This window comes from Tsukamurella sputi (assembly GCF_007858445.1).
Classification (GTDB): domain Bacteria; phylum Actinomycetota; class Actinomycetes; order Mycobacteriales; family Mycobacteriaceae; genus Tsukamurella; species Tsukamurella sputi.
Genome location: NZ_VIGV01000001.1, coordinates 388023 through 413011, shown reverse-complemented (window position 1 = coordinate 413011; position 24989 = coordinate 388023). Strand labels below are relative to the sequence as shown.

Annotated in this window: 24 protein-coding genes; 16 read left to right on the top strand and 8 right to left on the bottom strand. The window is 71.2% G+C overall.

Annotated elements, in window-relative coordinates; genetic code table 11:
* Positions 1-8 precede the first annotated feature (8 nt).
* From FK268_RS02005 to FK268_RS01975, 7 genes are all read right to left on the bottom strand, one after another.
* Complete coding sequence (locus tag FK268_RS02005) at positions 9-1178, bottom strand: acyl-CoA dehydrogenase family protein (RefSeq protein ID WP_146430605.1); 1170 nt, start codon at positions 1176-1178, stop codon at positions 9-11.
* A 7-nt stretch (positions 1179-1185) separates the two neighbouring features.
* Complete coding sequence (locus FK268_RS02000; protein ID WP_146430603.1) at positions 1186-3141, bottom strand: ATP-binding protein; 1956 nt, start codon at positions 3139-3141, stop codon at positions 1186-1188.
* A gap of 7 nt (positions 3142-3148) precedes the next feature.
* Positions 3149-4738 carry an acyl-CoA carboxylase subunit beta gene (locus tag FK268_RS01995; protein ID WP_146430601.1) on the bottom strand — a complete coding sequence of 530 codons (1590 nt, stop codon included), beginning with the start codon at positions 4736-4738 and terminating at the stop codon, positions 3149-3151.
* Between the two features lie 19 nt (positions 4739-4757).
* Positions 4758-5930, bottom strand: coding sequence for an acyl-CoA dehydrogenase family protein (locus FK268_RS01990; protein WP_146430600.1), 1173 nt, complete (start codon positions 5928-5930; stop codon positions 4758-4760).
* On the bottom strand, positions 5927-7663 hold the full coding sequence (locus tag FK268_RS01985) for an acyclic terpene utilization AtuA family protein (protein ID WP_146430598.1): 1737 nt from the start codon (positions 7661-7663) through the stop codon (positions 5927-5929). The genes FK268_RS01990 and FK268_RS01985 overlap by 4 nt, the downstream gene beginning before the upstream one ends.
* Before the next feature lie 12 nt (positions 7664-7675).
* Positions 7676-8452 carry a TIGR03084 family metal-binding protein gene (locus FK268_RS01980; protein WP_146430597.1) on the bottom strand — a complete coding sequence of 259 codons (777 nt, stop codon included), beginning with the start codon at positions 8450-8452 and terminating at the stop codon, positions 7676-7678.
* Between the two features lie 96 nt (positions 8453-8548).
* Positions 8549-9253 carry an HNH endonuclease family protein gene (locus FK268_RS01975; protein ID WP_146431823.1) on the bottom strand — a complete coding sequence of 235 codons (705 nt, stop codon included), beginning with the start codon at positions 9251-9253 and terminating at the stop codon, positions 8549-8551.
* An 82-nt stretch (positions 9254-9335) separates the two neighbouring features.
* Between FK268_RS01975 and FK268_RS01970 the strand changes: the two genes are divergently transcribed.
* The 13 genes from FK268_RS01970 to holA all read left to right on the top strand — a co-directional run bounded on the left by FK268_RS01970 (position 9336) and on the right by holA (position 20945).
* On the top strand, positions 9336-10610 hold the full coding sequence (locus FK268_RS01970) for a glutamate-5-semialdehyde dehydrogenase (protein WP_146430595.1): 1275 nt from the start codon (positions 9336-9338) through the stop codon (positions 10608-10610).
* 46 nt (positions 10611-10656) lie between these two features.
* Positions 10657-11103 carry an SRPBCC family protein gene (locus FK268_RS01965; RefSeq protein WP_146430594.1) on the top strand — a complete coding sequence of 149 codons (447 nt, stop codon included), beginning with the start codon at positions 10657-10659 and terminating at the stop codon, positions 11101-11103.
* Positions 11104-11158: 55 nt separating this feature from the next.
* Positions 11159-11611, top strand: a complete 453-nt coding sequence (locus FK268_RS01960) for an SRPBCC family protein (protein WP_146430592.1) — start codon at positions 11159-11161, stop codon at positions 11609-11611.
* The gene (locus FK268_RS01955; protein ID WP_146431820.1) at positions 11608-12519 is read left to right on the top strand and encodes an AAA family ATPase; all 912 of its coding nucleotides are present in this window, start codon (positions 11608-11610) and stop codon (positions 12517-12519) included. Before FK268_RS01960 ends, FK268_RS01955 begins: the two co-directional genes overlap by 4 nt.
* The gene (locus FK268_RS01950) at positions 12520-14010 is read left to right on the top strand and encodes a vWA domain-containing protein (protein WP_146430591.1); all 1491 of its coding nucleotides are present in this window, start codon (positions 12520-12522) and stop codon (positions 14008-14010) included. It begins immediately after the preceding gene.
* 31 nt (positions 14011-14041) lie between these two features.
* Positions 14042-14689 (top strand): nicotinate-nucleotide adenylyltransferase, encoded by a 648-nt coding sequence (gene nadD, locus FK268_RS01945; protein WP_146430589.1) that lies wholly within the window; start codon positions 14042-14044, stop codon positions 14687-14689.
* Positions 14686-15102 (top strand): ribosome silencing factor, encoded by a 417-nt coding sequence (rsfS, locus tag FK268_RS01940; protein ID WP_146430588.1) that lies wholly within the window; start codon positions 14686-14688, stop codon positions 15100-15102. Before nadD ends, rsfS begins: the two co-directional genes overlap by 4 nt.
* Complete coding sequence (locus FK268_RS01935) at positions 15102-15791, top strand: histidine phosphatase family protein (RefSeq protein WP_146430586.1); 690 nt, start codon at positions 15102-15104, stop codon at positions 15789-15791. Before rsfS ends, FK268_RS01935 begins: the two co-directional genes overlap by 1 nt.
* Positions 15788-16516 carry a diglucosylglycerate octanoyltransferase gene (octT, locus tag FK268_RS01930; RefSeq protein WP_146430584.1) on the top strand — a complete coding sequence of 243 codons (729 nt, stop codon included), beginning with the start codon at positions 15788-15790 and terminating at the stop codon, positions 16514-16516. Before FK268_RS01935 ends, octT begins: the two co-directional genes overlap by 4 nt.
* A complete protein-coding gene (locus tag FK268_RS01925; protein WP_146430582.1) occupies positions 16513-17367 on the top strand; it encodes a DegV family protein in 855 nt (284 codons plus the stop codon). The genes octT and FK268_RS01925 overlap by 4 nt, the downstream gene beginning before the upstream one ends.
* A gap of 126 nt (positions 17368-17493) precedes the next feature.
* The gene (locus tag FK268_RS01920) at positions 17494-18474 is read left to right on the top strand and encodes a ComEA family DNA-binding protein (protein ID WP_146430579.1); all 981 of its coding nucleotides are present in this window, start codon (positions 17494-17496) and stop codon (positions 18472-18474) included.
* A gap of 1 nt (position 18475) precedes the next feature.
* A complete protein-coding gene (locus FK268_RS24905; RefSeq protein WP_146430577.1) occupies positions 18476-20089 on the top strand; it encodes a ComEC/Rec2 family competence protein in 1614 nt (537 codons plus the stop codon).
* The gene (gene holA, locus FK268_RS01910) at positions 20004-20945 is read left to right on the top strand and encodes a DNA polymerase III subunit delta (protein ID WP_231706879.1); all 942 of its coding nucleotides are present in this window, start codon (positions 20004-20006) and stop codon (positions 20943-20945) included. The genes FK268_RS24905 and holA overlap by 86 nt, the downstream gene beginning before the upstream one ends.
* 131 nt (positions 20946-21076) lie before the next feature.
* Here the strand turns inward: holA and rpsT are convergent, their stop codons facing one another.
* Positions 21077-21337: a 30S ribosomal protein S20 gene (rpsT, locus tag FK268_RS01905; RefSeq protein ID WP_146430574.1), complete on the bottom strand. Its 261-nt coding sequence runs from the start codon at positions 21335-21337 to the stop codon at positions 21077-21079.
* A gap of 236 nt (positions 21338-21573) precedes the next feature.
* Here rpsT and FK268_RS01900 point away from each other — a divergent pair, with 236 nt between their 5' ends.
* Genes FK268_RS01900 through FK268_RS01890 form a run of 3 tightly spaced genes read left to right on the top strand, consistent with a single transcriptional unit; the run spans position 21574 to position 24987 of the window.
* Positions 21574-23178, top strand: coding sequence for a circularly permuted type 2 ATP-grasp protein (locus FK268_RS01900; RefSeq protein WP_231706924.1), 1605 nt, complete (start codon positions 21574-21576; stop codon positions 23176-23178).
* A complete protein-coding gene (locus tag FK268_RS01895) occupies positions 23165-24148 on the top strand; it encodes an alpha-E domain-containing protein (protein ID WP_146430568.1) in 984 nt (327 codons plus the stop codon). Before FK268_RS01900 ends, FK268_RS01895 begins: the two co-directional genes overlap by 14 nt.
* Entirely contained in the window at positions 24145-24987 is an 843-nt protein-coding gene (locus FK268_RS01890; protein ID WP_146430566.1) for a transglutaminase family protein, read from the top strand. Before FK268_RS01895 ends, FK268_RS01890 begins: the two co-directional genes overlap by 4 nt.
* Positions 24988-24989 lie beyond the last annotated feature (2 nt).

Sequence of the window (24989 nt, the reverse complement as noted above, 5' to 3'; positions counted from 1 at the left end):
ACGGACTCCTAGTAGCTCTTGGGCAGGCCGAGCGAGTGCTCGGAGATGAAGTTGAGCACCATTTCGCGGCTGACCGGCGCGATGCGGAACAGCCGTGAGGCCACCAGCATCTGCGCGAGGCCGTACTCGGTGGTGAGGCCATTGCCGCCGAGCGAGTGGATCGCGCGGTCGACGGCCTTGGCCCCCGCCTCGCCGCCCGCGAACTTCGCCATGTTCGCGGCCTCGGCCGCGGCGAACTCCTGGCCGGCGTCGTAGAGCGTCGCCGCCTTCTGCAGCATGAGCTTCGCCAGCTCCGTCTCGACCTTGAGCTCGGCGAGCGGGTGGGCGATGGCCTGGTGCGCGCCGATCGGGACCTTGAAGACGGTGCGGTCCTTGGCGTACGCCACCGCGCGGTCGATCGCGTAGCGGGCCGAGCCGACCGAGCCGGCGGCGGCCATGATGCGCTCCGGGTTGAGTCCGGCGAAGAGCTGCGCGATGGCGGCGTCGGGCTCGCCGACGAGCGCCTCGGCGGGCAGCCGCACATCGTCGAAGAACAGCGTCCACTGCGACTCCGGCAGCCCCACCTCCATGGGGATCTTGGTCTTCTGCAGGCCGGGCGCATCGGTGGGCATGAGGAAGAGTGCGGGCCGCAGCTTGCCGGTCTTCGCGTCCTCGCTGCGGGAGACCACGAGGATGACGTCGGCGAGCTCGATGCCGGAAATGAAGGTCTTCTGGCCGGAGATGATCCAGTCGTCGCCGTCGCGGCGGGCGGTGGTGGTGATGCGGTGGCTGTTGCTACCCGCGTCGGGCTCGGTGATCGCGAAGGCGGCGATGGTCTCGCCCGAGGCGATGCCGGGCAGCCAGCGCTGCTTCTGCTCCTCCGTGCCGAACTTGGAGATGATGGTGCCGTTGATGGCGGGGGAGACGACCAGCATGAGCAGGGACGAGCCGACCGCTGCGAGCTCCTCGCCGACGATGCCCAGCTCGTACATCCCGGCACCGCCGCCGCCGTACTGCTCGGCGATGTTCACGCCGATCAGGCCGAGATCGCCTGCGGCCTTCCACAGCTCGGTGGGCCCCTCGCCCGCCGCGATCTTCTCGCGCATGTATTCGGGGCCGAACTGCTTACCCAGATCCGAGACCGTCTTGCGGAGCGCCTGGCGCTCCTCGGACTCGATGACGTCCATGGAGATGCTCATGAGATTCCTACTCCGTCTCTTCCAGCACGGCGACGACCGCGCCGGCATCGATGTTCTGGCCCACTTCGACCGGGATGGAGGCGATGACGCCGTCGGCGGGGGCGGAGATGGCGTGTTCCATCTTCATGGCCTCCATCCACAGCACCGGCTGTCCGGCGGTGACGGAATCGCCCGCCTGCGCGCCGATCCGGGTGATGACGCCGGGCATCGGCGCGAGCAGCGAGCCCGCGGCGGCCGCGGCGTCCGCCGAGGGCAGGGGGTCGACGAGCGTCAGCGTGGCGGCGCCGCGCGCGGTCTCGACCTCGATCACGGTCCGGTCGGCGGGGTACGCGGTCACGACGACGGTGCGGCGCAGGCCGTCCCGCTCGACGGCGACCGTGGCCGAGTCACCGTCGTCGTCGATCGACCGGACGATCGCACTGTCCGCGGTGAACTCCTGCTCGTCCGGCGTGCGGAACTCGGGCACGAGGGAGCGCGCTCCGATGTTGCGCCAGCCGGGCGCCACGTGCGGCAGCGGGCTCGCCGCGGCGGCGCGCCGGTCCAGGACGGCGCCAGCGGCGCTCGCCGCCTGCGCCAGATCCGCCTCGTCGAGCAGCGGCGCGGCAAGGCGCTCGAGGCGTTCCCCCGTGAGGAAGTCGGTGGCGAAGTCGCCGGCCTTGAAATCGGCATCGGCGAGGACCCGCACCAGGAGGTCACGGTTCGTGGTCAGGCCGTGGATGACGGCCCTGCGCAGTGCCGCCTCGGTGATCGCGAGGGCCTGCGCGCGGGTCGGGGCGTAGCCGATGACCTTGGCCAGCATCGGGTCGTAGAAGACCTCCACGACGCTGTCGCGGGGCGCCAGCGCGCTGTCGAGCCGGATGCCGGGACGGTCCGGGCCGGAGAACTCGCTGACCACGCCGGGCACCTCGAAGCGGTGCACGGTGCCCGCGGCCGGGCGCCAGTCGTTGGCGGGATCCTCTGCGTATAGGCGGGCCTCGATGGCCCAGCCACGGGTGGCGGGCGGCTCGGCCGACGGCAGCGGAAGGCCCGCGGCCACGTCGAACTGCAGGCCGACCAGGTCGAGGCCGGTGGTGGCCTCGGTGACCGGGTGCTCCACCTGCAGGCGCGTGTTCACCTCGAGGAAAAAGAATTCGCCGTCGTCCGTCGCGAGGAACTCGACGGTGCCCGCGCCGGTGTAGCCGATGGCCTTGGCCGCGTTGGCCGCCGCCTCGTACAGGGCGGTGCGCATCGCCGGGTGGCGCTCCACCAGCGGCGACGGGGCCTCCTCGAGGACCTTCTGGTGGCGGCGCTGGATCGAGCACTCGCGCTCGCCCACCGCCCAGACGGTGCCGTGCGCATCCGCCATGACCTGGACCTCGATGTGTCGGCCGCGCTCGAGGTAGCGCTCGCAGAAGACGGTGCCGTCGCCGAACGCGGACTTGGCCTCCCGCTCGGCGGCCTCCAGGTTCTCCTGCAGCTCGGCGCGCGTGCGCACCACACGCATTCCGCGGCCGCCGCCGCCGGCGGAGGCCTTCACCAGAACCGGGAAGTCGCTGTCGGACACCTGGTCCGGGGTGAGGTTCGTCAGCATCGGGACGCCCGCCTCGGCGAGGCGCGCCTTCGCCGCGACCTTGGAGCCCATCGCGGTGATCGCCTCGGGCTCCGGGCCGATCCACACGATCCCCGCCGCTTGGACCGCGGCGGCGAAATCGGCGTTCTCGGAGAGGAAGCCGTAGCCGGGGTGGATCGCCTGGGCGCCGGTGGCCTTCGCCGCGGCGATGATTTTCTCGCCCTGCAGGTAGGTGTCGGCGGGGGACTCGCCGGGCAGCCGCACGGCCTCGTCGGCCTCCGCGACGTGCGGAGCGTTCGCGTCGGGATCGGAGTAGACGGCCACGGCGCGCAGGCCGCGCGCGTGGGCGGCGGCGATGACGCGGCGGGCGATCTCGCCGCGATTGGCGATGAGAACGGAATCGAATGTCGTCATGGGTTCCTCACATCCGGAAGACGCCGAAGGCGTCGGTGCCGTGGACGGGGCCGTTGTGGATGGCCGAGAGGGCCATGCCCAGCACCGTGCGGGTGTCGCGGGGATCGATGATGCCGTCGTCGTAGAGCATCCCGGACATGAAAGCCGGCAGGGACTCCTTGTCGATCTGGGTCTCGATCGCGGTGCGCATGCCGTCGACGAAGGCGGGGTCCATCGCCTGGCCGCGGGAGGCGGCCGACGCGGCGGCGACCTCGGTGACCACATCGGCGAGCTGCTTGGCTCCCATGACCGCGGAACGTGCACTGGGCCAGGAGAACAGGAACCGCGGGTTGAAAGCGCGGCCGGCCATGCCGTAGTGCCCGGCACCGTAGGAGGCTCCGGCGATCAGCGAGAGGTGCGGCACCTCCGAGTTGGAGACCGCGTTGATCATCATCGAGCCGTGCTTGATCATGCCGCCGCGCTCGTACTCCGCACCCACCATGTAGCCGGTGGTGTTGTGGATGAACAGCAGGGGCGTGTCGTACCGGTTGGCCATCTGGATGAACTGCGTGGCCTTCTGCGCCTCCTCCGAGAACAGCACCCCGCGGGCGTTGGCGAGGATACCGATCGGGTAGCCGTGCAGGCTCGCCCAGCCGGTGGTCAGCGACCCGCCGTACAGCGGCTTGAATTCGTCGTAGTCGGAGTCGTCCACGATGTGCGCGATGATCTCGCGCGGATCGAACGGGATCTTCAGATCGCCGGGCACGATGTCGAGCAGGCCCTCCGCGTCGTAGCGCGGGGGCTTGACCAGAGCCGACGGTGCCGGACCCTGCTTGCGCCAGTTGAGCCGCTTGACGATCGAGCGGGCGATGCGGGCGGCGTCCAGCTCGTCGTTGGCCAGGTAGTCGCCGAGGCCCGAGGTGCGCGAGTGCATCTCGGCGCCGCCGAGGGTCTCGTCGTCGGAGATCTCGCCGGTGGCGGCCTTCACCAGGGGCGGACCGGCGAGGAAGACCTTGGAGCGCTCCTTGATCATCACCACGTGATCGCTCATGCCGGGGATGTACGCGCCGCCGGCCGTGGAGTTGCCGTAGACCACCGAGATGGTGGGGATGCCCGCCTTGGACAGCTGCGTCAGGTTGCGGAACATCGCACCGCCGGGGACGAAGACCTCCTTCTGCGTGGGCAGATCGGCACCGCCGGATTCGACGAGGGAGAGCACCGGGAGCCGGTTCTCCTTGGCGATGTCGTTGAGGCGCAGTGACTTGCGCAGGGTCCACGGGTTCGACGTGCCGCCCTTGACGGTCGGGTCGTTCGCGACGACCATCACCTCGACCCCCTCGACCACGCCGATACCGCCGACGAGGGAGGCGCCCACCTGGAAATCGCTGCCCCACGCGGCGAGCGGCATCAGCTCGAGGAAGGGCGAGGCGGGGTCGAGCACGCTGTCGATGCGTTCACGCGCGGTGAGCTTGCCGCGCCTGCGGTGCCGCTCGACGTACTTCTCGCCGCCGCCGGCGAGGGCCTTGTCGAATTCGGCGGTGAGGTCGGCCAGCTTGCCGAGCATGGTCTCGCGGTAGTCGCCCGCGTCGGGCGAGGGGGTGCTGCGGAGCACCGTCATCGGACGTGTCCTTCCGTCTCTACTTGTAGCCCAGGCGGTTCGCCGCCAGGGTGGTGAGGATCTGGGTGGTGCCGCCGCCGATGCCGAGGATCCGGACGTCGCGGTACTGGCGAGAGACCTCGTACTCGGCCATGTAGCCGTGCCCGCCGAACAGCTGCACGGCTTCGTTCGCGACCCACTCGGCCGTCTCGACGGCGGTGTTCTTCGCGAAGCAGGCCTGGGGCACGTACTCGGCCGCTGCGGCCGGACCGCCCGCCTCCAGGGCCTCCGTGTACAGGTCCGCCACGTGCCGGCTGTAGACGCGGGCCACCTCGGTGCGCCGGCGCATCTCGGTGACCGTGTTCTGCACGGCCTGGCGCTTGATCAGCGGCTGTCCGAAGGTCTCCCGGGTACGGACCCAGTCGAGCGTGAGATCCAGGCAGCGCTGCGCGTGCGAGTACGCCTGCACGGCGAGCGCGAGACGCTCGGTGACGAAGGCCGCACCGATCATGAGGAAGCCGCTGTTCTCGGGACCGATGAGGTTCTCGGCCGGGACGCGGACATCGGTGAAGGACAGTTCGGCCGTGTCCGAGGCGAGCCAGCCCATCTTCTTCAGGGGCGCGCTGACCTCGAATCCCTCGAGGTCCTTGGGGATCACGATGAGGCTGATCCCACCTGCGCCGTCGCCGCCGGTGCGGACCGCGGTGACCACCCAGTCGGCGCGGACGCCCGAGGTGATGAAGGTCTTGGCGCCGTTGACGATGTAGTGGTCGCCGTCGCGGCGGGCCGTGGTCGTCAGGTGGCCGAGGTCCGAGCCGCCGCCGGGCTCGGTGAGGCCGAGCGAGCTGATCTTCTCGCCGGCGAGCACGGGAGCCACCCACTTCGCCTTCTGCTCGTCGGTACCCGCGAGGACGATGTGCGGCACCGAGATGCCGCAGGTGAACAGCGACGCGAACAGGCCTCCGGAGCCGCCCGCCTCGTGCATCGCCTCGCACACGATGAGCGCATCGCGCGGATCTCCGCCGCCGCCGCCGACCGACTCGGGGAAGGAGACGCCCAGCAGGCCCAGATCACCGGCCTTCTTGTGCAACTCGCGGGGGAGCAGCCCCTCGGCCTCCCACTGGTCCTGGTACGGGAGGATCTCGCGTTCGGTGAACGCGGTCACCGTCTTGCGCAGGGCGAGCCGCTCGTCGGACTCCCACAGGCCGGTCATGCGATCTCCTTCGTGGTGGTGTGGCTGGCGGGCAGCAGGTCGACGGGCAGGTCGACGTAGCGGCCGCGGAGCCACTCGCCGACGCCCTTGGCCTGCGGGTCGAACCGGTAGCCGTGCGCGACGCCCTTGCCGAGCAGGTCCTCGATGACGAAGTTGAGGGCCTTGAGGTTGGGCAGTTCATAGCGGCGGACGGGAAGCTCCGCCGCCTCCGGAAGGAGTTCGCGCAGAGCCTGTTCGGTCAGATTACTGCGGAGCCATTCGTAGGCCTCGTCGGACTCCGCCCACACGCCGACGTTCGCGCTGCCGCCCTTGTCGCCGCTGCGGGCGCCGAAGACTGTGCCCAGGGGTACGCGGGCCGTCGGGCCGCCGGGGGCCTGCGGTGCGCCTCCGGGCTGCGACGGGTCGGCCGGAAGGTCCTGCGTGACTGTCGGCGGCGCGATCTCCACGACGGTGCCGTCCGGCCGGTGCGCGCGGTGCGGGACGTCGTCGTTGGGAACGTAGACGGCCTGGTAGACGCCGTAGGGGCCGCCGCTCGACGGCGGCGCCGTCGGGGAGGCGCCGGGGTAGGTGGCGAGCGCGAGCTCGACGGCGGCGGAGCTGAAGGCCCGGCCGACGCGGTTCGGGTCGGCGTCCCACGCGACGGCCGTGAGGCTCGCCGTGGCGGCGGCCTCCGTGGCGGCGTCGGGGTGATCGGTGCGGGCCAGGCGGAACTGCAGGTCCGACGGTGCCGGGTCGAGCCCGTTCCGCAGCTGCGCCTCGAGGAGCGCGGCCTTGCGCTCGATCTCGATCCCCGTGAGCAGGAAGGTGACCTCGTTGCGGAAGCCTCCCAGTGTGGTGGTCGCGACCTTCGTCGTGGTGGGGGGCGCCTCGCCGCGGACCCCGGTGACGGTGACGCGGTCCGGGCCGTCCTGGACCAGTGTCATCGAGTCCAGGCGCAGCGTCACATCGGGATTCGCGTAGCGCTGGCCGGTGACCTCGTACAGGAGCTGTGCGGTGACGGTACCGACCTCGACGACGCCGCCGGTTCCCGGCTGCTTGGTGATGGCGAACGAGCCGTCCGCGGCGACCTCGGCGATGGGGAAGCCGGGGTGCAGGAGCTGTTCGATCGGATGGCGGTCGAAGAAGGCGTAGTTGCCGCCCGTGGCCTGCGTTCCGCACTCGATGATGTGGCCCGCGGCGACGGCGCCGGCGAGGGCGTCGAAGTCGGTGCGCTCCCAGCCGAACTCGGCGATCGCGGGCGCGACGATCACGGAGGCGTCGGTCACCCGGCCGGTGATGACGATGTCGGCCCCGGCGCGCAGGCACTCGGCGATGCCGAAGGCGCCCAGATAGGCGTTGGCGGTCACCGCGTTCGGCACGCCGAGCTCGGCGGATCGCGCGATGAGATCGTCACCATCGACCCAGCCGACTTTGAGGTCGGTACCGGACTCGGCGACCGCCTTCTCGACGGCGGCGGCCAGGCCGCCGGGATTGAGGCCGCCGGCGTTGACGACCACCTTGGTGCCGCGCTCGGCGAGGGTCGTCAGGTGCGGGGTGAGGTGCCGGAGGAAGGTCTTGGCGTAGCCGAGATCGGCGTCCTTGAGCCGGTCTCGACCGAGGATGAGCATGGTGAGCTCGGCCAGGTAGTCGCCGGTGATGTAGTCGACGCGGGGGCCTGCGAGCATCTCGCCGAGAGCTGCGGCGCGGTCGCCGTAGAAGCCGGAGATGTTGGCGATCCGGATCGTGCGGGTCATTGCAGATCTCTCCTAGTTCGAGTGGGGCGCGCGGCCGCTGCCGGGTGCGCCGGCGAAGCACTGGGCGATGGTCAGCCAGTGCGCGGCGTCGGCGCCGGTCGCGACGAGATCGGTGTCGGCGACGTTGATGCGCTGGGTCGCGAGGCGGCAGAAGTCCTCGAGCGAGCCGTTCACGTGCTGGGCGGCGTCACCCGGACCGAAGCAGACCTCGGAGCCGTCGGCGGCGACGAGGAAGACGTCGAAGGGCTCGGCGGGCGGCGTCTCGCCGTTCACCGTGTACGCGAAGTCGCGGGTCTTGTAGGCGATCTTGGCGACGTGGGGGAGCGCGTCAGGGGTGTCGAGTTCCGCCCCCGCGGCGTCCGCGATGTCCAGGCCGTGGGCCCAGGTCTCCATCAGGCGGGCGTTGGCCATCGTGGCGGGGCGCATGGGCGGGCCGAACCAGGGGAGCTGCGTGCCCGGGTCGGCCTCCCGGAGGGCGACGGCGAGCGCTCCGCGGGCGCGATCCCAGCGGGCGCGCAGGTCGGGATCGGCCGCGAGCTCGGCCGCACCGGCGTCGACGAAGCCCATCGGGTCCTTCATCGCCTCCTGCAGGATCGCGGTGAAACCGTCGGGGTCCGTGGCGGCGACCAGCGAGACCTCGTCGGTCCAGGCCAGGTGGGCGACCTGGTGGGCGACGGTCCACCCCTCGGCGGGAGTGGCGATCGACCAGTCGGGGAGCGAATCCGCGAGTGCGGCGACGGCGGCCGAGGTGGACTCGAGCGCGTCGAAGACGGGGACTGAGGTGGTCACGCCCACACTCTGGCAGGCGAGGGACAAAAAAACAAGCAGCAATGCTTGTTTGTCGGGGTCGGAGTGGTCGCCGGGTCCGATGACGGCGCGCGGGCGTCAGTCGCAGGTCTTCACGGCCTGGTCGATCACCGCGGCGGAGGAGCGGTCGACCGACAGGCCGTACTCGCGGGCGATGAAGGAGAACTGGCGCGAGTACTGGCAGTGGAAGCGCTCGTTGGCCGGCATCCACCGGCCCGGCGGAGAGTCCCGCTTGTTCTCGTTGGCCGGACCGTCCACCGCGACCAGGTTGCGCGGATCGTTGGCGAAGGCGGTGCGCTTCGCGTCGTCCCACGACCAGGCGCCCATGTCCCACGCGTAGGCCAGCGCGATCACGTGATCGATCTGGACCTTGGCGGAGGTCTTCGCCCCGCGCTCGAAGCGCATGGTGGTGCCGCTGTACGGGTCGACCAGGGTGCCCGTCGCCACGGCGTTCGGGCAGCCCGACGTGCGGACGTAGGTCTTGTCCCTCAGATCCCGGTCGAGCACGTCGTTGCGGGTGTCGCAGCCGTTGTGGCCGAGCGGTGCCGACTGGTCATCGGTCCACGCCTGGCCGAACGCCGCCCGCCGATAGGGCTGCGGGGCGCGCTCCCGTGCGGCGACGATCCGGACTCCCGCGAGCGGCGCACCGTCGGACGCGGTTCCGGACGGCGCGGCAGGACCGGAGGAGGGCTCCGCGGCCGACCGATCGCGGAGCACTCCGACGGCCACGAAGACCGCGGTCGCGACGACCAGGATCAACGAGATCCACGCCTGCCGGGACAGGCTGCGGGCACTTCTCCGGCGGGACACGAGCGCAACCTAACACCGCGCACTGACGATTCCTGCCGCCCCGTATTCTCGGATCATGAGCACGCCCACCGCCCAGGACGCCGAACTGCAGACCGCGACCACCGCGGTCGAGGAGGCGGCCCGCGCCGCCCGCGCCGCCTCGAAACAGCTGATCACGCTGACCACGGAGCAGAAGAACGCCGCGCTGCACGCCGCCGCTGACGCGCTGCTGGCCGCCAAGGACCGGATCCTCGCCGCCAACAGCGAGGACGTCGAGCGGGCCCGTACCGCCGTCACCGAGGAGTCGCTGATCGACCGGCTCGCCCTCAACGCCGCCCGTATCGACGGCATCGCGTCCGGCCTGCGCCAGGTCGCCGGGCTGCCGGACCCCGTCGGGAACGTGCTACGCGGATCCACGCTGCCCAACGGCCTGGAGCTCCGTCAGGTCGCCGTGCCGCTCGGCGTGGTCGGCATCGTCTACGAGGCGCGGCCGAACGTCACCGTCGACGCGTTCGGCCTGACGCTCAAGTCCGGCAACGCGGTCCTGCTGCGCGGCTCCGGCTCGGCCGCGTCGTCGAACGCGGCACTCGTCGAGATCCTGCGCGAGTCCCTGGCGGCGTCGGGCATCACGCCCGACGCCGTCGCACTGCTCTCCGCCGAGTCCCGCGCCAGCGTCACCGCCCTGATCCGGGCGCGCGGCCTCGTCGACGTCGTCATCCCGCGCGGCGGCGCCGGGCTCATCGCGGCCGTGGTGCGCGATGCGACCGTGCCCACCATCGAGACGGGCACCGGCAACTGCCACGTCTACGTCCACGCCGATGCCGACCTCGACATGGCCGAGCGGATCGTGATCAACGCCAAGACCCGGCGGCCCAGTGTGTGCAACACAGCGGAGACGATCCTCGTCGACGCCGCGCTGCGCGAGAGCTTCCTGCCCAGGCTGCTGAGCACCTTCCAGGCCGAGGGCGTGATCGTGCACGGCGACGAGGCCTCGATGGTGCCTGCGACCGAAGAGGACTGGGCCGACGAGTACCTCAGCCTGGACGTCGCGGTGAAGATCGTCGACGGGATGGACGAGGCGATCGAGCACATCGACCGCTACGGCACCGGGCACACCGAGGCGATCGTCACCGGCGACCTCGCCGCGGCCCGGGCCTTCACCACCCGCGTCGACGCGGCCGCCGTGATGGTCAACGCGTCCACCGCGTTCACCGACGGCGAGCAGTTCGGCTTCGGCGCCGAGATCGGCATCTCCACCCAGAAGCTGCACGCGCGCGGCCCGATGGGGCTGCCGGAACTCACCTCCACCAAGTGGATCGCCTGGGGCGACGGACACGTTCGTCCCCGGTAATCCCGACCCGGCCGGACCGCGGTGCCGTCGGGGGTAGGTTGTCGCCATGGCTATCAACGAGTCCCTCGAATTCGACATCGACGCCCCGGTCACGCTGGTCCTCGACACGCTCGCCGACGTCGAGGCCCTGCCGGATTGGTCGTCGGCGCACAGCAACGTCAAGGTCATCGAGCGCGACGCGAACGGCCGGCCCAGCGTGGTCGACGCCTCCGTCGGGCTCATGATGTTCAGCGACAACCTGACCTTCGACTACGTCTTCACCGACGTCAGCTGCAAGTGGGACACCCGCAACGAGGGCACCGCCGTCCGCAGCCAGGGCGGCATCTACGAGCTCTCGCCCAAGGGCGACGACCAGACGCACGTCAAGGTCACGATGTACCTCGACCCCAAGGTCAAGGCCCCGGGCTTCGTGGTGAAGAAGGGCATCAAGCTCGCCATGGACATCATCAAGAACGGCCTGACCAAAGAGGTCATGAAGCGCAAGAACGCCTGACTTCGGGGACGGGCTCGCCCGTCGGCGGCCGGGAGAGCCCGGCTACATTGTTGCAATGGCAATCAATGAGAAGGTCGAGTTCGAGATCGACGCGCCGGCGGCGCTCGCCTACGCGACGCTGCTGGACGTCGAATCCCTGCCCGCGTGGTCGTCCTCGCACAAGAGCGTGACGGTCGTCGAACGCGACGCCGCGGGCAACCCGAGCGTCGTCGAGGTGGAGGCCGGCATGGTCGGCATCAGCGACAGCATGCGGTTCCGGTACGAGTTCACGCCGGAGACGCGCGTCGCGTGGCAGTCCGACGGTGAGGGCATGGCCGTGCGCTCGCAGGGCGGGTACTACCAGCTCACGCCCCTCGGCGACGACAAGGTGCACGTCCTGTGCGATATGAACATCGACCTCAAGATCAAGCTGCCCGGCTTCGTCGTGAAGAAGGGTGTGAAGATGTCTGCAGAGATCGCGTCGAAGGGCTTCACGAAGGAGGTCCTCAAACGGAAGGCAGCACTCTGAGTACTCTCGCCGCCACCCCGGCTCCCACGGCCCTGTTCACCAGCGTCGACGACGTGGCCGCCGCTCTCCGCGAGACGGGCTACATCCCGTCCGTGGCGACGGCCACCGCCGTCTTCCTCGCCGACAAGCTCGGCAAGCCGCTCCTCGTCGAAGGCCCCGCGGGCGTCGGGAAGACCGAACTGGCCCGCGCGTGTGCGCAGGCCCGCGAGGCGCGGTTCGTGCGCCTGCAGTGCTACGAGGGCATCGACGAGGCGCGCGCACTCTACGAGTGGAACCACGCCAAGCAGATCCTGCGGATCCAGTCCGCAGGCTCCGCCGGTGCGAGTGGGGACTGGGACGAGACCAAGGAGGACGTCTTCTCCGAGGAGTTCCTCCTCCCGCGCCCGCTGCTGCAGGCCGTCCGCGAGGACGGGCCGTCGGTGCTGCTCATCGACGAGGCCGACAAGGCGGACCTCGAGTTCGAGGGGCTGCTGCTCGAGGTGCTGTCCGATTACGCGGTCACGGTGCCGGAGTTGGGGACCATCACCGCCGTGCGCAAGCCGCTGGTCTTCCTCACCTCCAACGCGACTCGAGAGCTGTCGGAGGCCCTCAAGCGCCGCTGCCTCTACCTGCACATCGACTTCCCCGACGCCGAGCTGGAACTGTCGATCATCCGCAGCCGCGTCCCCGACCTGCCGACGGAGGTCGCGCAGCAGCTGCTCCGCGTCATCTCGACACTGCGCGGTCTGGACCTGAAGAAGAAGCCCTCGGTCTCGGAGACGCTCGACTGGTGCCGCACCCTGCTCGCGCTCGGCGTCACCGGCAGCGCCAGCGGTTCCATCGACAAGGCGGCGCTCCGTTCGACGCTCGGCGTGGTGCTCAAGCACCAGATCGACATCGAGACCGCCGCCACGGCGCTGGGCCTGTAGATGACGACCGCCGGCACCCCGCTCGATCAGCATCTGCACGCCTTCGTGCGGACGCTGCGCGAGCGGGGCATGGCCATCGGCCCCGGCGAGGCGATCACCGCCGCCGAGGTGCTGACGGTGCTCGACCTCACCGATCGCAGCCAGCTCCGCGAGGGGCTGGCCGCCGTGCTGCTGCGCGAACAGATGCACCGCAAGACCTTCGACGTCATCTTCGACCTGTACTTCCCCGTCCGCGGGGGCTTCGGTGCCGACGGCGACGCCGGAGGCACCGGCCAAGGCGGACCGGGCGGCTGCTCCGGGGTGCCCGGAGACGCACCGGACCAGGTCGACCCCCTGAAGATGCCCGCGGCCGATACACCGCCCGATCCCGACGCGGTGCGCGAGGCGCTGCGCCAGGAGGCCGTCGCCGCCCTCGTGGCAGGCGGAGACCACGACGGCATCGCCAGCCAGATCGTCGAGCAGCTCGGCGAGTACCAGTCGGCCACCGGCACTGCCTTCTCCTCGTACCAGGCGCTCAAAGCGCTCAACCCGCAGACGCTCATCGCCGCCATCGCGAACGGCCTTCTCGCCGCCGCGGGCGAGGACGGCGCCGCGCCCGGCAGCTTCGAGTACGAGTCCGCCCGCCGCGTCGCGCGGTCCAGGGTCGCGGGGCTCACCGAACGGGTGCAGGAGCTCACCTCCGTCGCCATGGCGGCGCGACGGGGACCCGAGGCCGTCGCGCAGTACGCCGCGCCGCAGCTGCCCGAGAACGTGGCCTTCTTCGCCGCCACCCGCACCGAGCTGCATCGCATGGAGCAGACGGTGCGGCCGCTCGCCCGCCAGCTCTCGACGCGGCTGCTGGTGCGCCGCCGCCGGGCCCGTCGCGGCCCCATCGACCTGCGGCGCACACTGCGCAAGTCGATGTCGACGGGCGGCGTGCCGATCGATCTGGCGCACCGTCGACCCCGGCCCACCAAGCCCGAGCTCGTGCTGCTGTGCGACCTGTCCGGCTCCGTCGCGGGCTTCTCCAACTTCACGCTGCTGCTCACGCACGCGCTCAGCGCCGAGTTCTCCAAGATCCGGGTCTTCGGCTTCGTCGACTCGGTGGACGAGATCACCGACTACATCGACCCGTCGCGCACGTTGACGGTGGACACCGTGGTCGACATGTTCGACCGGGTGATCCGCGAGACCGATGTCGCGCGCTTCGGCGGCTCCGACTACGGCAACGTGCTACGCACCTTCGTCCGCGACTTCCCGGATGCGGTGACCCACCGCGGGACGCTCCTGATCCTCGGCGACGCCCGCTCGAACCACACCGATCCGGCACTGGCGGAGCTCGACGAGCTCGTCGACAAGGCACGCCACGCCTTCTGGCTCAACCCCGAGCGGAGAGCGTCGTGGGGGACGGGCGACTCCGTGGCGGACAAGTACGGGCGGCTCATCGACATGTACGAGTGCCGCACCGCGGGGCAGCTGGCCGAGGTCATCGGGCGCCTGCTGCCCGTCTGACCCGCGGGCGGGGTGCATAGGATGGACCGTTATGCGTGAGTCCAGCACCGCCGGGCGTCGCCGCGTGGGCGTCATGGGTGGGACCTTCGACCCGATCCACCACGGCCACCTCGTGGCCGCGAGTGAGGTCGCGGACCGGTTCGACCTCGACGAGGTGATCTTCGTCCCGACCGGTCGACCCTGGCAGAAGAGCGAAGTCACGCCCGCCGAGGACCGGTACCTGATGACGGTGATCGCGACCGCCTCGAACCCGCGCTTCTCCGTGAGCCGCGTGGACATCGACCGCGGCGGCGACACCTACACCGTGGACACGCTGCGCGATCTGCACCGGCAGAACCCCGACACCGATCTGTACTTCATCACCGGGGCCGATGCGCTCGCGTCGATCCTCAGCTGGCAGGACTGGGAGGAGCTGTTCGGGCTCGCGACCTTCGTCGGCGTCTCCCGCCCCGGCTACCAATTGGGCGCGGATCACCTGACGAACGTGCCGAAGGATAGATTGTTCCTCGTGGAGGTGCCCGCGCTGGCCATCTCGTCGACCGAATGTCGCGCGCGTGCCGACGCCGGACGGCCCGTCTGGTACCTGGTGCCCGACGGCGTGGTGCAGTACATCGCCAAGCGCGCTCTGTACCAGAGCCGCCCGGCACCGGACAAGACCGTGAACCCAGGAGGATCATGACCGCATCCGATCAGGCCCGTACCCTCGCCGCGATCGCGGCCCGTGCGGCCGACGACAAGCTCGCGAGCGACGTGGTCGTGCTCGACGTCTCGGAGCAGCTGGTGCTGACCGAGGCCTTCGTCATCGCCTCGGCGAGCAACGAGCGGCAGGTGAACGCCATCGTCGAGGAGGTCGAGGACCAGCTCCGCGAGGCCGGCGTCAAGCCCACCCGGCGCGAGGGCGCCCGCGAGGGGCGCTGGGCCCTGCTGGACTTCCTCGACATCGTGGTGCACGTCTTCCACGAGGAGGAGCGCGAGTACTACGCCCTCGAGAAGCTGTGGAAGGACTGCCCGCACATCGAGGTCGAGGGCCTCGGCGAGCATGCGCGCAGCGAGGACTCCGAGGGTGCCGACGGGGACCGCGAGGGCGCCTGATGCACGTGGAGGACGGTCTCGACTCGTCGGTCGAGCGCCTGACCCCGACGGTGCGCCGCCTCGTCCTGCTGCGGCACGGCCAGACCGCGTCGAACGCCGAGGGCCGGATGCAGGGGCAGCTCGACACCGACCTCACGGACCTGGGCCGACGGCAGGCCGCCGCGGCCGCCGACGCGCTCGGCGACCGCGATCCCATCGCGATCGTCAGCTCGGACCTGCGCCGCGCTCGTGACACGGCCGAGGCCCTGGCCGCGGTGACCGGCGGCACCGTCGAGACCGACGTCCGGCTGCGCGAGACCATGCTGGGCGACTGGCAGGGGATGACCCACGGCGAGGTGGACGCCTACATGCCCGGCGCGCGGCTGCGCTGGCGCGACGCCCCCGAGTGGGCGCCGCCCGGCGGCGAGGCCCGCGTGGACGTGGCGGCGCGCTCGTACCCGCTGGTCGACGAGCTGATCGAGCGGCTGCCGGAGTGGGGTGAGTCGGAGCGACCCGTCGTGCTCGTGGCGCACGGCGGCCTCGTCGCCGCGCTGACGGCCCGGCTCCTGGACTTGCCCGTCACCTCCTGGCCGATCCTCGGCGGTCTCGGCAACTGCAGCTGGGTGCAGCTCTCCGGGCACGGCGACGTGCCGCGCTGGCGGCTCGACGTCTGGAACGCCTCGTCGGACGTGGCACCCGAGGTCCAGTGAGCGACGGACCGGCCGGCACCCTCCTGGTGCTCAGCGATTCCCTGGGCTTCTACGGGCCCGAGGGGGCACTGCCGACGTCCGATCCGCGGATCTGGCCCAACCTCGTCGCCGCCGAGCTCGGTCTGCGCTGCGAGCAGTTCGCCCGCGTCGGCTGGACCACGCGCGACGGCTGGTGGTGCGTCACGCAGGACCCACGGGTCTGGGCGGCCGTGCCCACCGTCGAGGCCGTCGTGCTGGCGCTCGGGGGCATGGATTCGCTGCCCTCTCCGCTGCCGACGGCGCTGCGTGAGCAGATCCGCTACCTGCGGCCCGCTTCCCTGCGCGCGCGAGTCCGGGACGGCTACGCCGTGATGCAGAAGATGTTCTCGCACGTGGGCTGGCCGATGGCGCTACCGCCGAAGGTCACCGTCGACTATCTCGCGAAGACCTACGACTCTCTCCACTCCCTGCGCCCCGAGGCGCCCGTCGCGGTGCTCGCACCGCCCACGCACCGCGCGCTGGCGTACTCCTTCGCGCACCCCGGGTGGGCTAGTACCGAATCCGCCATGCGGGAGTGGTCCGACGAGGCCGGCGTGCCGATGGTTCCCCTGCGTGACCTGTGCGAGTGGTCGTTCGACCTGGGGATCAATAACATCGACGGGATCCATTGGTCGTTCGAGATGCACGAGCAGGTCGCGCAGCGCGTGCTGCGAGCTCTGCGTGGTGCGGAGGAGGGTGTGCGATGAGCGTCGTTGTCGTGACCGACGCCTCGGCCGCCATCGCGCCCGAACGGGCCGCCGACCTGGGCATCCGCATCCTTCCGCTGCACGTACTGTCGGGCGACGGCGAGTACGTCGACCGTGGCACGGGGTATCAGGCCGACCGCTTCGTCAAGGAGGGCGTCACCACGTCCGGGCCGTCCGTCGGCGAGGTCCGCGAGGTGCTCTCCGCCGCGGCCGCAGAGGCCGACGGCGACGGGGTCGTCGTGATCACGATGAGCTCGCACCTCAGCTCCACGTACTCGACATCGGTCGCGCAGGCGGCCCTGATCGATCCGGGCATCAGGGTGATCGATTCGCGCAGCATCGACATGGCGATGGGCTTCGGCGTGCTCGAGGCGGCCAGGCTCGCCGCCGACGGTGCCACCGCGGACCGGGTCGCCGACGCCGCGCAGCAGGTGCTCGACGGTGCCGAGGGTTTCTTCTGCGTCGCGACGCTCGATCATCTGCGGGCAGGCGGCCGCGTGAGCGCCCTCGCCGCGCTGCTCGGCGGAGCGCTGCAGATCGTGCCGGTGCTGCGTCTGCAGGACGGACGGATCGTCTCCGAGCGCAAGACCCGGACCGTCTCCCGCGCGCGGGATCAGCTCGCGGCGCTTGCTTCCCAGCATCTCGGTGACCGGCCCTCGAGGGTCGCGGTGCATCACGTCGAAGCGCCCGACGCCGCAGCCCACGTGGCGGAGCTGGTGAAGAAGGAGTTCCCGCAGCTTCAGGAGCTCGTGATCGGACCGTTCGGCGGCACCATCGCGGCGCACCTCGGGCCGGGCGCCGTAGGCGTCGCGGTCGCTCCGGCGCTGGTCACGGACGCGGACCAGGCCTAGCACAACCGTCCGACCGAACAGGCCGCTGCTGGGCCTTCCTCCACAGGTCCGGGGTTATCCACAGGCGGCCCGGATCCCCGTTCCGGACGGGCTTTCCGACGGTGCCGTCGACCTAGGGTTCGACGCATGAACGGGGAACGTGAGGCGACGCCCGGGGTCGGTGTCGCGGATGAGCAGATCTTCGCCCGCCCGGCCTGGCTGGAGGACTTCACGCCCGACGACGCCCGCGGCACGCACCCGACCGGTGGGACCGGCGTCGCCCGGGGCGGATGGCGGGCCGACCGGGACGACGGTGCGGACGACGATCCTGCGCCTGGCCGCCGGGTGCGCACGGAGGACGACGACTTCTGGGACGATCCGGAACCCACCGGGTGGCGGTCTACCATCGACCGGGTGCGGACGACGCCCCGCGCCGCCGTCGCCCTGGTCGTGGTGGGCGTGATCGCCGCCGTGGTCGCGGCGGTGGTGGTGTTCGGACCGTCGGGCGAGGGCGGGTCGGGCGCCTATCCGGTGGTCGACTTCGCGGGATCCTCGGCGTCGGTCACGCCGTCGACAGCCGCTGGGGCGTCGGCGGCCGGCGCCTCGCGGTCCGCGGGCGCATCGGCGACGACGGCGCCGTCGGAACTCGTGGTCGCGGTCGTCGGGCTGGTGCGGGCGCCCGGCCTGCATCGGCTGCGGCCGGGCGCCCGCGTCGCCGACGCCTTGACCGCGGCCCGCGGCGCGCTCGGCGGAGCCGACACGGCGAACCTGAACCTGGCGCAGCCCCTCCGCGACGGTGACCAGGTGGTGGTGGGCGCCGTGGACCCGAAGGCGGGGATCACGCTGCGCAGCGGGGTCACGTCGGGGGCCGCGGCGGGGCGTGCGCCGTCCGGTGCGCCCGGGGGAGCCGCGGCCGAGGGAACGGGCGCTGCGTCCGGCGCGGTGAACATCAACACGGCGAGTGCCTCCGAGTTGGATCGGCTGCCCGGGGTCGGCGCGGCCACGGCCGCCGCGATCATCGCGTACCGGGACAAGAACGGCCCCTTCCGCTCGGTCGACGACCTCGGCAAGGTCAGCGGGATCGGCGACGCGAAGCTCGCGAAGATCAAGCCGATGGCCACGGTGTGACGTGCAAGAGCGGCTCGACCTGCGGTTGCTGCCCGCGGCGCTCGTCTGCTGGGCGGCAGCAGCGGTAGCGCTGGTGTCCGCGGCTGCGGCCTGGTGGACGACGGCGATCCTGGCAGCACTGGCCGCCGGTGCCGCGATCCTGCGGCGACGGAACACGCGGCCGCTGGTCCAGACGCTCTGCCTGGTGGCCGTCGCCGCCGCCGGGCTGGGCGCGGGCGTCGCGGCCTCGGTCGCGGTGCGGGTGCACGACAGGGAGCGCGCCGCGATCGCGGACTTCGAGGGCGCCGGCCGGGTCGAGGTGTTGCTGGAGATCGACGAGTGGCCCCGGCAGCGCTCCGGGGATCCCGGCGGGCACCTGGACGCGTCCCAGGTCCTCGTGGCCGCGACTGCGATGGCGGTGCGCACCGACACGGTGATCGCGGCGCGCGGGGGCGTCCTGCTGCTCGGCGCGACGCACGATCTCGGAGGGCTCGTCCCGGGCGAGCGGGTCTCGATCCGCGCGACGGTGCTGCGGAGCACGCGGCCGGGACTGGTGGCCGCTGTCGTCATCGGGTCGGGGGAGCCGACGGTGGTCGGGCGGGCACCGCCGTACTTCCGGGCCGCGGCATCGGTCCGGCGGGCGCTCGGCGCGGTCGCGGCCGATTCGCTCCCCACCCACGCGGCGGGTCTGCTGCCTGCGCTGGTCCTCGGCGACGAGTCCGCGACCCTGCCGACGGTGCGCGCGGACTTCCAGGACTCCGGGCTCACTCACCTCACCGCGGTCAGCGGCGCGAACTTCGCGATCATCGCGCTGTGCGTGCTGGGGCTGTGCTCCGTGGCGGGTCTGCCTCTGGCCGCCCGTGCCGCAGTGACGACCGTGGCGATCGTCGCCTTCGTCGGGCTCGTGGGGCCGACGGGCTCCGTGGTCCGGGCGGCGGTGATGGGCCTGGTCGGAGTGGCGGCGCTGGCGCTGCGGCGCGGGCGACAACCTATGGTCGCGCTGTTCGCGGCGATCGTCGTGCTCATGCTGGTACGTCCGGCGTTGGCCCGTGACATCGGCTTCGCCCTGTCGGTGGTCGCCACCGCCGGACTCGTCCTGTGGTCACCGGTGCTTCGCGATCGGCTGGTACTGGCTCGGGTACCGGATACCCTCGCGAGCCTGCTGGCGGTGACCGTGGTCGCGCAGGTGGTGACGCTGCCGCTGGTCGTGGCGTTCTCGGGGCGGGTGCCCGTGGGCGGGATCGTGGCGAATCTGCTGGCGGGGCCGGTGATCCCGGTGATCACCGTGGTGGGCACGCTCGCCGCGGTGGCCGCGCCGATCGTCGCACCCGTCGCGGCGCTCGCGGCGCGGGCCACCGGACCTGAGCTGTGGTGGGTGATCTCGTGCGCGCGGTGGTGCGCGCGACTCGGTGTGGTCGAGGTACCGGGCGGTGCGGCCACGGGTGTCGTGCTCGTCGTGGCGTGCGTCGTCGTCGGTAGGGTCTGGAAGTATGGGGGTCGTGGTGGACAGCGCGCGCGTACACGTGGTGGTGGGGACCGAGGGCCTCCTGGTGGAGCGGGCGGTCGCGACGATCGTCGAGTCGGCGCGCGCGGCGGCGGGCGACGGCGGCATGGGGTTGCCGGGCGGCGCGGGTGATGCGGTGCCGGTCACCCGGATCCGTGCGGGCGACGTCGACCAGTCGGAGCTCGTCGAGCTGCTGAGTCCGTCGCTGTTCGCGGAGGAGCGGATCGTCGTCCTCGAATCCGCGGGAGAGGCTGGCAAGGCGCCCGTGGACCTCATCGTCGAGGCGGCGAAGAACCCGCCCGACGGCATCACCCTGGTGATCGAGCACAGTGGCGGTGGCCGCGCGAAGTCGATGGTCGCAGCGCTCAAGAAGGCCGGCGCGACCATGGTCGAGGTGCCCACCATCACCTCGGCGCGCGACCGCGCGGACTTCGCGAAGTCCGAGTTCCGGGCGCAGAAGGTGCGCGTCTCCGACGAACTCGTGGATTTGCTCGTGGACTCCGTGGGCAAGGACCTGCGCGAGCTCGCCGCGGCCATCGCGCAGCTGGTGGCCGATACGGGCGGCCGCGTGGACCTCGCCGCTGTGCACCGGTACTACGCGGGCCGCGCCGAGGTCACCGGCTTCGAGATCGCCGACAAGGCCGTCGCGGGGCAGGTCGCCGCCGCGCTCGAGGCCCTGCGATGGGCGCAGCACCGGGGGACCCCGCACGTTCTGATCGCCGACGCCCTCGCGGACGCCGTGCACTCGGTCGCGCGGATCCGTGGTCTGGGCCGCACCCCCGATCAGTACCGGGACGCGGGGGAGCTGGGCATGGCGCCGTGGAAGGTGAAGAAGATGACGCAGGTGGCGCGGCGGTGGCGGGCCGAGAACGTCGCGGGCGCGTTGCAGGCGGTGGCCGCGGCCAACGCCGACGTCAAGGGCCAGGCGGCCGATCCCGATTACGCCTTGGAGATCGCGGTCCGTAAGGTCGCCACACTCGCAGGCTGAGGTCGCCAGCCGCGCGGGCCCATCAGGGACTCCGGGGTGACCCGGATACGCGAAAACCGCGCCGAACCAGTCCCGGCCCGCGTGGTGCCGGTGGGTGGTGCGGCGCGGTGATACGCGCGTCTAGCGGAAGATCAGAGCTTGTTCAGCGCCAGCGAGAGGGCCGACTTCTTGTTGGCGGCCTGGTTGGCGTGGATGACGCCCTTGCTGGCGGCCTTGTCGAGCTGACGGCTGGTGCTCACGAGCAGCTCGCCGGCCTTGGCCTTGTCCCCGGCCTCGATGGCCTCGCGGAAGTGGCGGATGGCGGTACGCAGCGACGACTTCGCCGACTGGTTGCGCAGGCGGTTGCGCTCGTTGGTCTTGATCCGCTTGATCTGGGACTTGATGTTGGCCACGCGTTCAAACTCTCTTGTCTCGATAGGGGCAGCCGGTACTGACTGCCGACGTACCAGGTTACCAGCGGCCCGGATACAACCCAAATCGCGACACCGCCTGCGGGAACGGCGCCTGGCCGACACCTTGCCACGCCGTGAACGAGTCCGCTGCCGAAACCGCGCCGGTGCGGCACGATGGCCGGGTGACCCCGCAGAAACAGGCCAAGTCCGCGACCCGGAAGCAGGCCGCCCCCCGATTGTCCGACGAGGCGCCCCTCTTCGGGGGCTACGACGACGCGCCGTCGTTCGGGCGGGCGTTCGACGAGATGTTCGCCGACGACGGCACCGTCCGCGCCCCGTACAAGCGGATCTTCGGCGCGCTCTCGTCGGCGGACGAATCGGACCTGGCGGCCCGCGTCGATGCGCTCGGCTCGGCGTTCATCGATCAGGGCATCACGTTCTCGCTGGAGGGTCGCGAGCGGCCCTTCCCGCTGGACCTGGTGCCCCGCGTGATCGCGGCCGCCGAGTGGAACCGCCTGGAGAAGGGCATCAAGCAGCGGGTTCAGGCGCTGGAGATGTTCCTGGACGACATCTACTCCGAGCAGGAGATCCTGCGCGACGGCGTGGTCCCCAAGCGGCTGGTCACCTCGTGCGCGCACTTCCACCGCCAGGCCGCGGGCATCCGCCCGCCCAACGGGGTGCGCATCCACGTGGCCGGGATCGACCTGATCCGGGACGCCGAGGGCACCTTCCGCGTTCTGGAGGACAACCTGCGGTCCCCGTCGGGCGTGAGCTACGTGATGGAGAACCGCCGGACCATGGCGCAGGTCTTCCCGGACCTGTTCCAGCGGCATCGCGTGCGCGCCGTCGCCGACTACAGCTCCCACCTGCTGCGTGCGCTGCGGCGCAGCGCGGCGTCGAACGAGGCCGACCCGACGGTGGTGGTTCTCACACCCGGTATGGCGAACTCGGCCTATTTCGAACACTCCCTGCTGGCGCGGCAGATGGGTGTCGAGCTGGTGGAGGGGCGCGACCTGTTCTGTCGCGACAACGTGGTCTACATGCGCACCACGAGCGGCGAGCAGCAGGTGGACGTGATCTACCGCCGCATCGACGACGAGTTCCTCGACCCGATGCAGTTCCTCCCGAACTCGGTGCTGGGGGTCGCGGGCCTGCTCAACGCGGCCCGCGCCGGCAACGTGGTGATCAGCTCCGCGGTGGGCAACGGTGTCGCCGACGACAAGCTGACCTACACCTACGTGCCCGACATCATCGACTACTACCTCGGCGAGAAGCCCCTGCTGCAGAACGTCGACACCCTGCGCTGCTGGCTCGACGAGGAGCGCGAGGAGGTGCTCGACCGGATCGACGAGCTGGTGATCAAGCCCGTCGAGGGATCCGGCGGCTACGGCATCGTCTTCGGTCCCGACGCGAGCGAGAAGGAGCTCGCGACGATGCGCCGCAAGGTCACGGCGGATCCGCGCGGCTGGATAGCGCAGCCCGTCATGCAGCTCTCGACGGTGCCGACGAAGATCGGCGAGCAGGCACGGCCGCGGCACGTCGACCTGCGTCCCTTCGCGGTCAACGACGGCGACGACGTGTGGGTGCTGCCCGGCGGACTGACCCGCGTCGCGCTGCCCGAGGGCTCCCTCGTCGTGAACTCCAGTCAGGGCGGCGGCTCGAAGGACACCTGGGTGCTCGCCGCCCGCTCCTCGGCCGCGGAGGCGGAACTCGAGGGCGTGGAGGTGGTCCCGAGCCGCGACCTGGCCGAACAGCAGCAGGTGGAGCTCGGCCCCGAACTCAGTTCGCAGGACCAACAGCAACAGCAGGCACGTCAGGAGGCGCTCCATGCTCGCCCGTAACGCCGAGGCGCTGTACTGGATCGGCCGTTACGCCGAACGCGCCGACGACACCGCCCGCATGCTCGACGTGACCGTCCACCAGTTCCTGGAGGACGCCACGATCGACGAGGACCGGGCCTCCCGCCAGCTCGTCCGCGTCCTCGGCATCCCCGAGCCGCCCGCCGACCAGCCCCTGGACCTGCGCTCGGTGACCGAGGTCGTGGCCTACAACCGGGATCCGGGCAGCGGCTCGATCGCTGCCAGTGTCGCCTCCGCGCGCGAGAACGCCCGCGGTGCCCGCGAGGTGACGAGCTCCGAGATGTGGGAGTGCCTCAACGCCACCTACAACGGCCTCGCCGAGCGCGAGCGCGCCGCGCGGCGACTGGGGCCCCACGAGTTCCTCAACTACATCAAGAACCGTGCCGCGATGTTCGCCGGCCTCACCGACTCGACCCTCTCGCGCGACGAGGGCTACCAGTTCATGCTGCTGGGCCGCTCGATCGAGCGGATGGACATGGCCGTTCGGCTGCTGCTCTCCCGCGCCGGCGACCGGGCGAACGCCCCGACCTGGGTCACGGTGCTCCGCGCCACGGGGGCCCACGATACCTACCTGCGAACGCACCGCGGCGTGCTCGACGCCACCCGGGTCGTCGAGTTCATCCTGGTCGACCGGCTGTTCCCGCGGTCGGTGATCCACGCGCTCACCACCGCGGAGGACTGCTTGAACGCGATCGAGGGCGGCCGTGAGGGCCGGCTCGGCACCCGCACCGAGGCGCAGCGCCTGCTGGGCCGCGCCCGTGGTGAGCTCGAGTTCCTCGCCCCGGGTGAGCTCCTCGACGACCTGCAGCGGCGCCTGCTCGCGCTGCAGGAACTGGGCCAGGCGGCCGGCGAGGCCATCACCGCCCGGTACTTCCACGTGACTCCCTACGTCGCCTGGACCGACGCCCGCGCCCGCGGCGACATCGACACCATCCTGGAGGGGGAGCTGTGAGCTGGCGTCTTCGAGTCGTGCACTCCACCGGTTTCGGCTACAACGCGCCGGTCACCTCGTCGTACAACGAGGCCCGGTTGACCCCGCGCAGCGACCAGCGGCAGAACGTGATCCTCAACCGCGTCGAGACGGTGCCCGCGACGCGTGCGTACCGGTACACCGACTACTGGGGCACCGCGGTGACCGCGTTCGACCTGCACGCCCCGCACACCGCTCTCGAGGTGACGGGCGCCTCGGTCGTGGAAACGGAGGCCGCCGACGATTCGGGCGAGGTCGTCACCTGGGACGAGCTCGCGACGGACCGCGTGCGGGACCGCTTCGACGAATTGCTCAGCTTCACCGACTACGTGCCCAAGCAGCGCAAGCTCGCCGCGCAGGCCAAGAAGCTGGTCAAGGATCTCGAGCCCGACGAGGCCGTGCTCGCGGTGTGCCGCTGGGTGCACGAGGAGCTCGACTACGTGCCCGGCACCACCGGCGTGCATTCGTCGGCGATCGACGCCTGGGACGAACGCAAGGGCGTCTGCCAGGACTACGCGCACCTGACCCTGCTCCTGCTGCGCAGCGTCGGTGTCCCGGCGCGCTACGTCTCGGGGTACCTGCACCCGCAGCGTGACGCGGAGGTCGGTTCGACGGTGGCGGGGGAGTCGCACGCCTGGATCGAGGCGTGGACGGGCCAGTGGCGCGGGTACGACCCGACGAACGACGTGCCGATCGGCGAGCGGCACGTGTCCGTGGGCGTGGGGCGCGACTACGCCGACGTGCCTCCGCTGCGCGGTGTGATCGCCGGCGGCGGCGCCTCGGATCTCGACGTGGTCGTCGAGATCACCCGCCTCGCATGACC

Coding starts and splice junctions, on each gene's coding strand:
- FK268_RS01960 (WP_146430592.1), top strand. CDS start 11,159: ATGGCAATCAATGAGAAGGTCGAGTTCGAGATCGACGCGCCGGCGGCG.
- FK268_RS01925 (WP_146430582.1), top strand. CDS start 16,513: ATGAGCGTCGTTGTCGTGACCGACGCCTCGGCCGCCATCGCGCCCGAA.
- FK268_RS01895 (WP_146430568.1), top strand. CDS start 23,165: ATGCTCGCCCGTAACGCCGAGGCGCTGTACTGGATCGGCCGTTACGCC.
- rsfS (WP_146430588.1), top strand. CDS start 14,686: ATGACCGCATCCGATCAGGCCCGTACCCTCGCCGCGATCGCGGCCCGT.
- FK268_RS01950 (WP_146430591.1), top strand. CDS start 12,520: ATGACGACCGCCGGCACCCCGCTCGATCAGCATCTGCACGCCTTCGTG.
- FK268_RS02000 (WP_146430603.1), bottom strand. CDS start 3,141: ATGACGACATTCGATTCCGTTCTCATCGCCAATCGCGGCGAGATCGCC.
- FK268_RS01995 (WP_146430601.1), bottom strand. CDS start 4,738: ATGACGGTGCTCCGCAGCACCCCCTCGCCCGACGCGGGCGACTACCGC.
- FK268_RS01990 (WP_146430600.1), bottom strand. CDS start 5,930: ATGACCGGCCTGTGGGAGTCCGACGAGCGGCTCGCCCTGCGCAAGACG.
- FK268_RS01920 (WP_146430579.1), top strand. CDS start 17,494: ATGAACGGGGAACGTGAGGCGACGCCCGGGGTCGGTGTCGCGGATGAG.
- FK268_RS01970 (WP_146430595.1), top strand. CDS start 9,336: ATGAGCACGCCCACCGCCCAGGACGCCGAACTGCAGACCGCGACCACC.
- nadD (WP_146430589.1), top strand. CDS start 14,042: ATGCGTGAGTCCAGCACCGCCGGGCGTCGCCGCGTGGGCGTCATGGGT.
- FK268_RS01935 (WP_146430586.1), top strand. CDS start 15,102: ATGCACGTGGAGGACGGTCTCGACTCGTCGGTCGAGCGCCTGACCCCG.
- FK268_RS01985 (WP_146430598.1), bottom strand. CDS start 7,663: ATGACCCGCACGATCCGGATCGCCAACATCTCCGGCTTCTACGGCGAC.
- FK268_RS02005 (WP_146430605.1), bottom strand. CDS start 1,178: ATGAGCATCTCCATGGACGTCATCGAGTCCGAGGAGCGCCAGGCGCTC.
- FK268_RS01965 (WP_146430594.1), top strand. CDS start 10,657: ATGGCTATCAACGAGTCCCTCGAATTCGACATCGACGCCCCGGTCACG.